The organism is Mycobacterium sp. (assembly GCF_965277065.1).
Lineage (GTDB): Bacteria > Actinomycetota > Actinomycetes > Mycobacteriales > Mycobacteriaceae > Mycobacterium.
In genome coordinates, this window is sequence record NZ_CBDIBT010000018.1 from 933,863 (window position 1) to 946,138 (window position 12,276).

The window sequence follows — 12,276 nt, forward strand, 5'->3', positions numbered from 1 at the left end:
TTTGTGTAATTGGATAGTGGTTGCGAGCATCTAAGCAAAAGTGCTGAGTATTTCAGTTTTTTGTTGAGTTGTTTTCTTGTGTTTGTAAGTGTTTAAGGGCACATGGTGGATGCCTTGGCATCAGGAGCCGATGAAGGACGTGGGAGGCTGCGATATGCCTCGGGGAGCTGCCAACCGAGCGTGGATCCGAGGATGTCCGAATGGGGAAACCCGGCACGAGTGATGTCGTGTCACCTGTATCTGAATACATAGGGTGCGGGAGGGAACGCGGGGAAGTGAAACATCTCAGTACCCGTAGGAAAAGAAAACAAGTGTGATTCCGTGAGTAGTGGCGAGCGAAAGCGGAGGATGGCTAAACCGTGCGCATGGGTGACCGGGTAGGGGTTGTGTGTGCGGGGTTGTGGGGATAACGCGTCTGGCTCTATCCGGCCGGAGGGCAGTAGGTGTGGGTTAATCGAAGTGGCCTGGGATGGTCTGCCGTAGACGGTGAGAGCCCGGTAGGTGAAAACCGTACATCCTGTTTTGTGTTGTTACCCGAGTAGCAGCGGGCCCGTGGAATCTGCTGTGAATCTGCCGGGACCACCCGGTAAGCCTGAATACTTCCTGATGACCGATAGCGGATGAGTACCGTGAGGGAATGGTGAAAAGTACCCCGGGAGGGGAGTGAAATAGTACCTGAAACCGTGTGCCTACAAGCCGTCAGAGCCTTCGACTTTGTTGTGGGGTGATGGCGTGCCTTTTGAAGAATGAGCCTGCGAGTCAGGGACATGTCGCGAGGTTAACCCGTGTGGGGTAGCCGCAGCGAAAGCGAGTCTGAATAGGGCGTATCCCCCGTTTGGGTGGTGTAGTGGTGTGTTCTGGACCCGAAGCGGAGTGATCTACCCATGGCCAGGGTGAAGCGCGGGTAAGACCGCGTGGAGGCCCGAACCCACTTAGGTTGAAGACTGAGGGGATGAGTTGTGGGTAGGGGTGAAAGGCCAATCAAACTCCGTGATAGCTGGTTCTCCCCGAAATGCATTTAGGTGCAGCGTTGCGTGTTTCTTACCGGAGGTAGAGCTACTGGATGGCCGATGGGCCCTACTAGGTTACTGACGTCAGCCAAACTCCGAATGCCGGTAAGTCAAAGCGTGGCAGTGAGACGGCGGGGGATAAGCTCCGTGCGTCGAGAGGGAAACAGCCCAGATCGCCGGCTAAGGCCCCTAAGCGTGTGCTAAGTGGAAAAGGATGTGCAGTCGCATAGACAACCAGGAGGTTGGCTTAGAAGCAGCCACCCTTGAAAGAGTGCGTAATAGCTCACTGGTCAAGTGATTGTGCGCCGATAATGTAGCGGGGCTCAAGCACACCGCCGAAGCCGCGGCAATCAACATCTGTTGATTGGGTAGGGGAGCGTCCTGCATCCAGTGAAGCCACCTAGTGATGGAGTGGTGGAGGGTGTGGGAGTGAGAATGCAGGCATGAGTAGCGATAAGGCAAGTGAGAACCTTGCCCGCCGAAAGACCAAGGGTTCCTGGGCCAGGCCAGTCCGCCCAGGGTGAGTCGGGACCTAAGGCGAGGCCGACAGGCGTAGTCGATGGACAACGGGTTGATATTCCCGTACCCGTGTGTGCGCGCCCGTGATGAATCCATTCTGCTAACCACCCAAAAGGTGGCCCATCAATCCCTTTCGAGGGTGCGAGAGCCACCGGCTGCGTGGGACCCGGATGGGTAGTAGTCAAGCGATGGGGTGACGCAGGAAGGTAGCCGTACCAGTCAGTGGTAATACTGGGGCAAACCCGTAGGACGACATTTAGGTAAATCCGGATGTCATAAAGTCCGAGAGGTGATGCATAACCGAATGAGGTGAATTCGGTGATCCTATGCTGCCGAGAAAAGCCTCTAGCGAGCACACACACGGCCCGTACCCCAAACCAACACAGGTGGTCAGGTAGAGAATACCAAGGCGTACGAGAGAACTATGGTTAAGGAACTCGGCAAAATACCCCCGTAACTTCGGGAGAAGGGGGGCCCACACACCGTCAACCGGCTTGCCCGGGGCAGCGGTCGTGGGTCGCAGAAACCAGTGAGAAGCGACTGTTTACTAAAAACACAGGTCCGTGCGAAGTCGCAAGACGATGTATACGGACTGACGCCTGCCCGGTGCTGGAAGGTTAAGAGGACCTGTTAACCGTAAGGTGAAGCGGAGAATTTAAGCCCCAGTAAACGGCGGTGGTAACTATAACCATCCTAAGGTAGCGAAATTCCTTGTCGGGTAAGTTCCGACCTGCACGAATGGCGTAACGACTTCTCAACTGTCTCAACCATAGACTCGGCGAAATTGCACTACGAGTAAAGATGCTCGTTACGCGCGGCAGGACGAAAAGACCCCGGGACCTTCACTATAGCTTGGTATTGATGTTCGGTACGGTTTGTGTAGGATAGGTGGGAGACTGTGAAACAATTACGCCAGTAATTGCGGAGTCGTTGTTGAAATACCACTCTGATCGTATTGGACCTCTAACCTCGAACCGTATATCCGGTTCAGGAACAGTGCCTGGTGGGTAGTTTAACTGGGGCGGTTGCCTCCCAAAATGTAACGGAGGCGCCCAAAGGTTCCCTCAACCTGGACGGCAATCAGGTGTTGAGTGCAAGTGCACAAGGGAGCTTGACTGCAAGACTGACACGTCAAGCAGGGACGAAAGTCGGGACTAGTGATCCGGCACCCCCGAGTGGAAGGGGTGTCGCTCAACGGATAAAAGGTACCCCGGGGATAACAGGCTGATCTTCCCCAAGAGTCCATATCGACGGGATGGTTTGGCACCTCGATGTCGGCTCGTCGCATCCTGGGGCTGGAGCAGGTCCCAAGGGTTGGGCTGTTCGCCCATTAAAGCGGCACGCGAGCTGGGTTTAGAACGTCGTGAGACAGTTCGGTCTCTATCCGCCGCGCGCGTCAGAAGCTTGAGGAAACCTGTCCCTAGTACGAGAGGACCGGGACGGACGAACCTCTGGTCCACCAGTTGTCCCACCAGGGGCACCGCTGGATAGCCACGTTCGGACAGGATAACCGCTGAAAGCATCTAAGCGGGAAACCCTCTCCAAGACCAGGCTTCTCACCCATCAAGTGGGATAAGGCCCCCCGCAGACCACGGGATCAATAGACCAGACCTACACACCCGGCAACGGGCGCAGGGAACTGGCACTAACCGGCCGAAAACTTACACACACGCAACCACTTCCACGCAGCGCAACCACCCCACCCCACCACCAACAACAAACCAAAAAAGAATGAACAGAATAAAGTTACGGCGGCCACAGCGACAGGGAAACGCCCGGACCCATCCCGAACCCGGAAGCTAAGCCTGCCAGCGCCGATGATACTACCCACCAGGGTGGAAAAGTAGGACACCGCCGAACACACACAACAAGCCCCGTGCCCCCCAAAACCCCTGGGGGGCACGGGCATTCATGCACCCAGGCAATTAGTCCACGACGTCGAGCCGGCCGCCGGACGGCGCTGGAGCATCACGGCACGTCAGCACTCAGCAAACACTCGGCAAGGAAATCCGCGATTGTTGCATTCAGGTCTCGTAGGTCGCGGTAGCGCAACGCTACGGTTGCAAAAGGTTATCCGATCGTGTCACTAATGTGACAAAAGTATCCTACCGTTATCAAAGTGAAACCGGTGCTCCATGTGCATGGAGTGCTAACGGAGGGGAGCTTCACATGACCGCGAGCAAGATGGCCGGCCTTTCGGCCTGGTCAGCCAGCGAGAAGTCGGATACCGGGCGTACGAGATGGGACACGGTGGAGATCGTGGCGACGTCGGTGGTTCGTCCTGTCATCGTGACCGCAGCAGTATTCGCAGCCGTCCTGGGCTCTATCCCTGCGGCACACGCGGATTCGACCGGCGATGCGATAGCTCCCGTCCTCAACGGGGCGGGAATCGGTAACAATGGCCCGGTCAGCGGGGCCATTGCCCAGATGGGTCAGTCCATCTGTCCCATGCTGGTCAAGCCTGGCGGCAGTCTGGCGAGTGGGGCGGCTCAGATGAGTGGTCATGGCGGTCTGGAAGCACCCATGGCCGGCTTCCTGGCCCAGATGGCAATCCAGTCGCAGTGTCCGGGGTGGATCAACTCGGTCGCCAACGGGAACATGCCGTTCCCGCTTCCCGGCGCCGGCGGACCTGGATTGCCGCTCGGCCTGCCTGGAGGGCCAGCGCCTGGACTGCCGCTCGGCCTGCCCGGCGCAGCGGTCCCGCGGCCGTTCCCTGGGTTCTGACCTCGCTCGCGGGCTCGGCGCTCAGTCGAACAGCGGCAGCGTCGGTGAGTTCCGGCTCATCTCCAACGCGAGCAGCGAACGTTTCCGGTCTAGACCGCCGCCGTACCCGGTGAGACTGCCGCCGGCGCCGATCACCCGGTGACACGGAACGATGATGGCGATCGGGTTGTGACCATTGGCGAGTCCAACCGCGCGGGCCGCGCCGGGAACACCGATCTGTTCGGCGATTTCGCCGTAGGACCGGGTTTCACCAAACGGGATGGTGAGCAGCGCCTGCCAGACCCGCCGCTGAAATTCGGTGCCCTGCAGGTCGAGCGCTACCTCGAAATCAGTCAGCTCGCTCGCAAAATACGCGTCGAGTTGCCCGACGGCGTCGCGGAACGCCGTGGGATCCTCCGACCATCCGGTGCGCTTCGGTTCGTAGGTTTGGTCGACCATCCTGAGGTTGGTGAGCAGCCGACCGCGACCGGCCAGGGTGAGCAACCCGATCGGGCTGTCGATGGTTCGGTAATGGATCATGCGGTCTCCTCGACTGGCCAGTGGTTCACCGCATGCGCCAGCGTCGTCCACAGATGCTGCGTTGCGTAGGAACGCCAGGGGCGCCATTGACGGCTTCGAGCCGTCAGTTCGCGGTGATCGGTCGGCAAGCCCAATTGTTCTGCGGCCAAACGTAAGCCAAGGTCGCTGGCGGGGAAGGCATCGGGATCACCGAGACCCCGCATCGCAATGACCTCCGCGGTCCACGGCCCGATCCCGGGCAGCGCCAGCAGTTGATCACGCGCGGCGTTCCAATCGCAGCCCGCGTTGAGCACCACGCTGCCGTCGGCCAGTGCAGCGATCAGCGCGGTGACCGTCCGGCGTCGAGAGGCCGGGACGGCCAGATGGCCGGGATCTATATCGCCGAGCTGTTCAACCGATGGAAACGTATGTGTCAGCCCGCCATTGGCGTCGTCGATCGGATTGCCATATGCCCTGACCAATCTGCCGGCGTGGGTCCGCGCCGCCTTCATCGACACTTGCTGGCCCAGGACCGCGCGAACAGCGAGTTCGGCCTCGTCCACCGTGCGTGGAATGCGCTGTCCGGGTGCCTTGGCCACGACGGGTGCCAGCGCCGCATCGGAGCTCAGGGCGTCGATCACCGCATCCGGGTCGGCATCGAGGTCGAGCAATCGTCGGCAGCGGGAGATCGCGGAGGTCAGGTCGCGAAAGTCGTCGAGTACCAGGACGCAGCGGACGTGGTCGGGAGCCGGCGTCAGGCTGGCGGTTCCGTTGCCGAACGGCAGCCTCAGCGTGCGCCGATACGCACCGTTGCGCACTTCTTCGCATCCAAGGACAACGCTGGCGGCGAGGTGGCCGAACAATCCCTCGTAGGCGAACGGGGCCCGCACCGGCAAGCGCAGTGACACTGCTCCCGGCGAGCGCACATCGGTCGCGTGCGGACCGCGACGCGTCGTGGCACGTCGACGCAGTTCGGTCGGGGTGCTGTCGCACACCAGGCGCACGGTTTCGTTGAACTGGCGAATACTGGAAAAGCCTGCGGCAAAAGCGATGTCGCCAAATGGGAGATCCGTGGTCTCGACAAGTACCCGTGCCGTCTGGGTGCGCTGTGCGCGGGCCAGGGCGAGTGGGCCGGCGCCGGTCTCCTCCTGCAGGAGTCGTTGGAGTTGCCGCGTGGTGTAACCGAGCCGCGAAGCCAGCCCCGCGACGCCCTCGCGATCAACTGTGCCGTCAGCGATCAGCCTCATCGCCCTGGCGACGAGATCGTCGCGGATGTTCCATTCCGGTGAGCCCGGTGACGCATCCGGGCGGCACCGCTTGCATGCCCGATAGCCAGCGCGTTGCGCCGCTGCTGCGGTCGGATAGAACCGCATGTTGCGGGCGAACGGCGGCCGGACCGGACAGCTGGGGCGGCAATAGATCCCGGTGGTGCGCACGGCGGTGACGAACCAGCCGTCGAACCGGGCGTCCTTGGATTGGACGGCTCGGTAGCAGCGGTCGAAGTCTTCGTGCATGCTTCGACAGTTACACCCGCTCACCGACATTACTAGCGGAAATGCGACATCGTCGTGGTAGGGCGCCGCCGCCGCCGCACTTTCCCTCAGGCGGATCGCCTTCGCGGGTCAAGCGGAGCGGTAGCTGAATCGCAGCCCCGCTCAGGACCAATGTGGCACCGGTTGTGGCGTGGACCACCAGCTCCGAACCCCGTTCGAAGCCGACTGCCCCACCGACGGGCCGGACGTCGTCGATGAGCCTGCTGCTCACTGGATCGCTCGTCATGACGTTGCCGAGGCCGTAGAAGTGCACTTGTCCGCGCGATCTCGAACCGGGGCGAAACGGCGCGCGCCGGGGGTCACTGACGAATGTGCACTTCCATTGCTGAATGCCGCGTTTCACTGCCGTCCTGGCAATTGCGAGGAATACCAAACAATTCCGGGGGAAGCTCAGCCGATTTCGAGTGGCTCTTTGTCCGTTTCGGCAGCAACGACTCGTTGTCGGCTCCGGGTCGGGGACGGGAAAGGTGACAACGGGCAGCACGGAATGCCGACCGATCAGGCCCCGCCGGATCTGGTGAGCGATGCCAGCCGGGTTGGCTGATCGTGCCCGCGCAGCGTGACACTTTCGCCCAGCGTCCAGTGGGCTTGCTCGTCATCGTTGGCCGCATTGATCGTGTCTGAGGACGCCAGCAGCCGGTGTGGATCCTTCTTGGCCAACTCGCACAACCGGGCCGCCTCGTTCACCGGCTCACCGATCACGGTGTATTCAAATCTCTCCTTGGCGCCGACGTTTCCCGCGACGGCATTGCCGGCCGTGACACCGATGCCAGCCTTACACTCGGGTACCTCGTCCACGAGGCGACGGGCAATCGCGCGGGCCGCGCTGAGCGCCTGTTCTTCTGGTTGGTCGAGATGGTTGGGCGCGCCGAAAACCGCCAGCACCGCGTCACCCTCGAATTTGTTGACCAGTCCCTGGTGCCGGTCGACCTCCTCGACGATGACCGCGAAAAACCGGTTGAGCAGCTGAACGACCTGGGCGGCGGGACGGCTGGTCACCAATTGTGTGGAACCGATGATGTCGACGAAAACCACGCCGACGTAACGCTCTTCGCCGCCGAGTTCCGGCTTGTCCTTCTCGGCGGCGAGGGCGACCTCGCGACCTACGTGGCGGCCGAACAGGTCGCGCACGCGCTCGCGCTCGCGCAGGCCGTCGACCATGGAGTTGAATCCGCGCTGCAGCTCACCGAGTTCGGTGCCGTCGAACACCACCAGATCGCCCCGCAGATCGCCGTCCTCGACCCTTTTGAGTGCCGCTCGCACCACCCGCAACGGCGTCGCGGTGAGCCAAGCCAGGATCCACATCAACACGAAGCCGAAAATCAATGCGGCAGTGGCGATCACCAGAATGGCGACGGCGAACTGGGTCTTGCTGAGGTTGTCGAGCATGACACCGCCCAGCAGTGCGGTCACAATGATGCCGAGCACCGGGACACCGGACCCGAGCAGCCACACCGTCAGCGTCCGGCCCATGATCCCGGGGGCCAATCGGCGCGGCGCCCCGCCCGCCTCGAGAGCCTGAGCCGCCACAGGACGCAAGGCGAACTCGGTGAACAGGTAGCACGCGGTCGAGACCAGGATGCCGCAGACGCTGACGCAGAAGCCCACGATCGGAATGAACGTGCTGTCAGCGATCCCGTAGAGCGTCGTCAATAGCGCGGTGCCCAGGACCCACAGCAGCAGGACGCCGAACGCCAGCCAGAACGGGGCGGTGAAGGTGGCGCGCTCGTCGGCCGGGGTGGGGTCGTGCTCCTCGATGGACCATCGCAGGACGCCGATGGTCCGTCGGGTGATCAGGTAGGTACCCAGCCCGAGGGCCACTACGCAGTACGCAGGCACGACGCCGAAAGCGATCCACAGCGGCGCGTCGCCGAAGATGCTCGGTTTGGGGAATGCGACGGTCAACAGCAGCGTCGCGACGCCGATGCCGATGACATTCGCGCCCACGATGAACACGGTCAGGATGAGCTGGATCCGCACCCGCCGGCGGGCCTGGCTCTCCGACACTCTGCCGAGCAGCCACGAACCGTAAGCCGGGGTTTCTGGCAGCCGACCGCTCTGCCTGGTCACCCGTTCCAGCACTCGTCCCAGCCGTTGCGCGGTCGTTCGGGTAGCCGTCATGGTGGCGTCAGCCTAATTGCTTTCCGCGCCCGCCCTTAAGGTGTGTGGCGTGCGCCTCGTCATCGCTCGCTGCACCGTTGATTACGTCGGACGCCTCACCGCCCATCTGCCCTCGGCGCGGCGGCTCCTGCTCTTCAAAGCCGACGGCTCGGTGAGCGTGCATGCCGACGACCGTGCCTACAAGCCACTGAACTGGATGAGCCCGCCGTGCTGGCTGTCGGAAGAACCCGCCGTGGGTGACGCGCCGGTGTGGGTGGTGCAGAACAAGGCCGGCGAGCAACTGCGCATCACCATCGAGGACATCGAACACGATTCCAGCCATCAGCTCGGGGTCGACCCGGGGCTGGTCAAAGACGGCGTCGAGGCCCATCTGCAGGTGCTGCTCGCCGAACACGTGGAGCTGCTCGGCGCCGGATACACGCTGGTGCGTCGCGAATACATGACGCCGATCGGGCCGGTCGACCTGTTGTGCCGCGACGATCAGGGGCGCTCGGTTGCGGTCGAGATCAAACGCCGCGGCGAAATCGACGGGGTGGAGCAGCTCACCCGGTACCTGGAGCTGCTCAACCGGGACAGCCTGCTGGCGCCGGTGAGCGGGGTTTTCGCGGCGCAGCAGATTAAACCGCAGGCCAAAACCTTAGCCAATGATCGCGGAATCCGTTGTCTGACATTGGATTACGACAAGATGCGCGGCATGGACTCCGACGAGTTCCGCCTGTTCTGAGTGTCTCACTAGAATGCTGGCATGGCCCGACGCCGTACGCCGCCACGTCGGCAGCAGTCACTCGGACCGCTGCCGGCCCTGCGTCGGGTGGAGACCGGTCCCGACGGGCACGACTACGAGGTGCGACCGGTAGCCGCCGCGCGAGCGCTCAAGACGTATCGCTGCCCAGGCTGCGATCACGAAATACGCGCCAACACAGCTCATGTGGTGGTGTGGCTGGCCGATTTCGGCGAGGTGGCCGTCGAGGACCGGCGGCACTGGCACACGCCGTGCTGGGCCTACCGGGCTAACCGTCGGCCGACCCGAAAGTGGAGCTAGTGTGCTGCATCCTCGGCGGGTTCGACCAGCTCGATCAGCACACCGCCGGCGTCCTTGGGGTGGATGAAGTTGATCCGCGAGTTCGCCGTGCCGCGACGGGGTGCGTCGTAGAGCAACCGGATGCTTTGCTCACGCAGGCGCTCGCTGAGGGTGTCCAGGTCGCTGACCCGGTACGCCAGCTGCTGGATGCCCGGACCGCGCTTGTCGAGGAATTTCGCGATCGCCGACGAGTCGTCGATCGGGGCCATCAGCTGGACCTGGGCGCTGCCGACCGCGGCGCCGCGCACCGACAGCATCGCCTCGCGGATGCCCTGTTCGTCGTTGACCTCTTCGTGCAGGACGATCATGCCGAGATGGTCGTGGTACCACGCGATCGCCACGTCGAGGTCGGGGACCGCGATGCCGACATGGTCGACCGCGGTCACCAAAGCGGTGCTCAGGACTCGACGGGTGTCAACTTGATCCGTGGTCATCACGTAACGGTAACCTGACCGATAAGAATCCGCTTCTCCCGATCTTTCGATCGGCCGTTGAAACCCTGCTCTGGAGGTAGTCATGACGACATCGGTGATCGTTGCTGGCGCGCGGACGCCGATCGGCAAGCTGATGGGCTCGCTGAAGGATTTCAGCGCCAGTGATCTGGGCGCCATCGCTATCAAGGGCGCGCTGGAGAAGGCGAACGTGCCGGCCTCGCTGGTCGAGTACGTGATCATGGGCCAGGTGCTGACCGCGGGGGCGGGCCAGATGCCGGCTCGGCAGTCGGCAGTCGACGCGGGCATCGGCTGGGATGTGCCGGCGCTGACGATCAACAAGATGTGTCTGTCCGGGATCGACGCCATCGCGCTGGCTGACCAGCTCATTCGTGCGGGCGAGTTCGACGTGGTGGTGGCCGGCGGCCAGGAGTCCATGACCAAGGCCCCGCACCTGCTGATCGACAGCCGCTCCGGCTACAAGTACGGCGACGTCACAGTCCGTGACCACATGGCGTACGACGGCCTGCACGACGTCTTCACTGACCAGCCGATGGGCGCGCTCACCGAGCAGCGCAACGATGTCGACAAGTTCACCCGCCTCCAGCAGGACGAGTTCGCGGCGCGGTCGCATCAGAAGGCTGCCGCGGCGTGGAAGGACGGCGTTTTCGCCGACGAGGTGGTGCCGGTGAGCATCCCGCAGCGCAAGGGCGATCCGCTGCAGTTCACCGAGGACGAGGGCATCCGGGCCAACACCACCGCTGAATCGCTCGCCGGTCTCAAGCCGGCGTTCCGCAAGGACGGCACCATCACCGCCGGGTCGGCGTCGCAGATCTCCGATGGCGCGGCCGCCGTCGTCGTGATGAACAAGGACAAGGCGATCGAGCTGGGTCTGACCTGGCTGGTCGAGATCGGCGCTCACGGTGTGGTGGCCGGTCCGGACTCGACGCTGCAGTCCCAGCCCGCCAACGCGATCAAGAAGGCGGTCGAACGCGAAGGCATCTCCATCGATCAGCTCGAGGTGGTGGAGATCAACGAGGCGTTCTCGGCGGTCGCGCTGGCGTCCACCCAAGAGCTCGGCATCGACCCCGAGATCGTCAACGTCAACGGCGGCGCCATCGCGGTCGGGCACCCGATCGGCATGTCCGGTGCGCGGATCGCCCTGCACGTAGCCCTGGAATTGTCCCGCCGCGGCTCCGGCTATGGGGTTGCTGCACTGTGCGGTGCGGGCGGTCAGGGTGACGCGCTGATCCTGCGCGCCGGGTAGTTACCGGCCAGTACGGTTTGGGACTCGTGTGGCTGGACAGTCGTCCAGAAGTTTGCTGGAGGCGTGACGACGGCGGGTCGACAACGCGCGATGTGATGTTGCTCATACGGCCGCCCGAACCGGATGGAACGTCGTCGACGGCGCCGTGCCAGACTTGATCATGTGAGCCGTCCACGTCCCCCGATCGGGCCCGCTTTGGCCGGCGCGGTCGATCTGTCCGCCCTGAAGCAACCCCCTCCGACCAGCGGCGAGAGTCGCGGCGACGGGTCGGCCCCGTCGTCGGCCGGCGTCGAGGTCCATGAGACCAACTTCGAAGACGAAGTATTGCTGCGCTCCAACCAGGTGCCGGTGGTCGTGCTGTTGTGGTCGCCGCGCAGTGAGGTCTGCTTGCAACTTGCCGACGCCCTGGCCGGTCTGGCCGCGACCGACGGCGGGAAATGGGCACTGGCCAGCGTCAACGTCGACGTGTCTCCGCGGGTGGCGCAGATCTTCGGTGTCGAAGTGGTTCCCACCGTCGTGGCGTTGGCCGCCGGGCAGCCGCTGTCCAGCTTCCAGGGCGCGCAGCCGCCGGAGCAGCTACGCCGGTGGATCGACTCGCTGCTGTCGGCGACCGCAGGAAAGCTCAGCGGTGGAACCGATGTTGATGCCGAGCCCGAGGAAGTGGACCCGGCGCTCGCGCAGGCCCGCCAGCAACTCGAGGACAACGACCTCAGCGCGGCACTCGATTCCTATCAGGCGATTCTCGACACCGACCCCGACCATCCCGAAGCCAAAGGGGCGGTGCGCCAGATCGTGTTTCTGATGCGCGCGACCGCACGCGGACCGGAAGCGGTGACCGCCGCCGACGCCGCCCCCGACGACATCGATGCCGCGTTCGCGGCGGCCGACGTGCAGGTCCTCAGCCAGGACGTGGCCGGCGCCTTCAACCGTCTGGTCGCGTTGGTGCGCCGGACGTCCGACGACGAGCGGACGACGGTGCGCACACGTCTGATCGAGCTGTTCGAGCTGTTCGATCCCGCCGACCCGGAAGTCATCGCAGGACGGCGGAATCTCGCTAACGCGCTGTACTAAG

The 12,276-nt window shown here is 63.2% G+C and carries 9 protein-coding genes and 2 rRNA genes; 7 read left to right on the plus strand and 4 right to left on the minus strand.

Features of this window, described 5'->3' with window-relative positions:
- Positions 1 to 82: 82 nt before the first annotated feature.
- The 3 genes from ACQY5A_RS15920 to ACQY5A_RS15930 all read left to right on the plus strand — a co-directional run bounded on the left by ACQY5A_RS15920 (position 83) and on the right by ACQY5A_RS15930 (position 4,253).
- A 23S ribosomal RNA gene (locus ACQY5A_RS15920) occupies positions 83 to 3,198 on the plus strand.
- A gap of 78 nt (positions 3,199 to 3,276) precedes the next feature.
- Positions 3,277 to 3,389: ribosomal RNA gene (gene rrf, locus ACQY5A_RS15925) — 5S ribosomal RNA — on the plus strand.
- 309 nt (positions 3,390 to 3,698) lie between these two features.
- Positions 3,699 to 4,253 (plus strand): hypothetical protein, encoded by a 555-nt coding sequence (locus tag ACQY5A_RS15930; RefSeq protein WP_428341281.1) that lies wholly within the window; start codon positions 3,699 to 3,701, stop codon positions 4,251 to 4,253.
- A 21-nt stretch (positions 4,254 to 4,274) separates the two neighbouring features.
- Here the strand turns inward: ACQY5A_RS15930 and ACQY5A_RS15935 are convergent, their stop codons facing one another.
- The 3 genes from ACQY5A_RS15935 to ACQY5A_RS15945 all read right to left on the minus strand — a co-directional run bounded on the left by ACQY5A_RS15935 (position 4,275) and on the right by ACQY5A_RS15945 (position 8,425).
- A complete protein-coding gene (locus ACQY5A_RS15935; RefSeq protein WP_428341282.1) occupies positions 4,275 to 4,772 on the minus strand; it encodes a methylated-DNA--[protein]-cysteine S-methyltransferase in 498 nt (165 codons plus the stop codon).
- On the minus strand, positions 4,769 to 6,265 hold the full coding sequence (locus ACQY5A_RS15940; protein WP_428341283.1) for a DNA-3-methyladenine glycosylase 2 family protein: 1,497 nt from the start codon (positions 6,263 to 6,265) through the stop codon (positions 4,769 to 4,771). Before ACQY5A_RS15940 ends, ACQY5A_RS15935 begins: the two co-directional genes overlap by 4 nt.
- Positions 6,266 to 6,802: 537 nt before the next feature.
- The gene (locus tag ACQY5A_RS15945; protein ID WP_428341284.1) at positions 6,803 to 8,425 is read right to left on the minus strand and encodes an adenylate/guanylate cyclase domain-containing protein; all 1,623 of its coding nucleotides are present in this window, start codon (positions 8,423 to 8,425) and stop codon (positions 6,803 to 6,805) included.
- Between the two features lie 49 nt (positions 8,426 to 8,474).
- Between ACQY5A_RS15945 and nucS the strand changes: the two genes are divergently transcribed.
- Both nucS and ACQY5A_RS15955 read left to right on the plus strand, forming a co-directional pair.
- Entirely contained in the window at positions 8,475 to 9,149 is a 675-nt protein-coding gene (nucS, locus tag ACQY5A_RS15950) for an endonuclease NucS (protein ID WP_428341285.1), read from the plus strand.
- A gap of 21 nt (positions 9,150 to 9,170) precedes the next feature.
- Positions 9,171 to 9,467: a hypothetical protein gene (locus ACQY5A_RS15955; protein WP_428341286.1), complete on the plus strand. Its 297-nt coding sequence runs from the start codon at positions 9,171 to 9,173 to the stop codon at positions 9,465 to 9,467.
- Here ACQY5A_RS15955 and mce read toward each other — a convergent pair.
- Positions 9,464 to 9,943: a methylmalonyl-CoA epimerase gene (mce, locus tag ACQY5A_RS15960; RefSeq protein ID WP_428341287.1), complete on the minus strand. Its 480-nt coding sequence runs from the start codon at positions 9,941 to 9,943 to the stop codon at positions 9,464 to 9,466. The two genes, ACQY5A_RS15955 and mce, sit on opposite strands and share 4 nt — an antisense overlap.
- A 79-nt stretch (positions 9,944 to 10,022) precedes the next feature.
- On the opposite strand from mce, the gene ACQY5A_RS15965 reads away from it, so the two are divergent.
- On the plus strand, positions 10,023 to 11,204 hold the full coding sequence (locus tag ACQY5A_RS15965; RefSeq protein WP_428341288.1) for an acetyl-CoA C-acetyltransferase: 1,182 nt from the start codon (positions 10,023 to 10,025) through the stop codon (positions 11,202 to 11,204).
- Between the two features lie 162 nt (positions 11,205 to 11,366).
- Positions 11,367 to 12,275 (plus strand): tetratricopeptide repeat protein, encoded by a 909-nt coding sequence (locus tag ACQY5A_RS15970; protein ID WP_428341289.1) that lies wholly within the window; start codon positions 11,367 to 11,369, stop codon positions 12,273 to 12,275.
- Position 12,276 lies beyond the last annotated feature (1 nt).

What these genes read in the sequence shown, in the direction of transcription:
- ACQY5A_RS15930 (WP_428341281.1), top strand. Translation starts at nt 3,699, where the DNA reads ATGACCGCGAGCAAGATGGCCGGCCTTTCGGCCTGGTCAGCCAGCGAG.
- ACQY5A_RS15935 (WP_428341282.1), bottom strand. Translation starts at nt 4,772, where the DNA reads ATGATCCATTACCGAACCATCGACAGCCCGATCGGGTTGCTCACCCTG.
- ACQY5A_RS15940 (WP_428341283.1), bottom strand. Translation starts at nt 6,265, where the DNA reads ATGCACGAAGACTTCGACCGCTGCTACCGAGCCGTCCAATCCAAGGAC.
- ACQY5A_RS15945 (WP_428341284.1), bottom strand. Translation starts at nt 8,425, where the DNA reads ATGACGGCTACCCGAACGACCGCGCAACGGCTGGGACGAGTGCTGGAA.
- ACQY5A_RS15955 (WP_428341286.1), top strand. Translation starts at nt 9,171, where the DNA reads ATGGCCCGACGCCGTACGCCGCCACGTCGGCAGCAGTCACTCGGACCG.
- ACQY5A_RS15965 (WP_428341288.1), top strand. Translation starts at nt 10,023, where the DNA reads ATGACGACATCGGTGATCGTTGCTGGCGCGCGGACGCCGATCGGCAAG.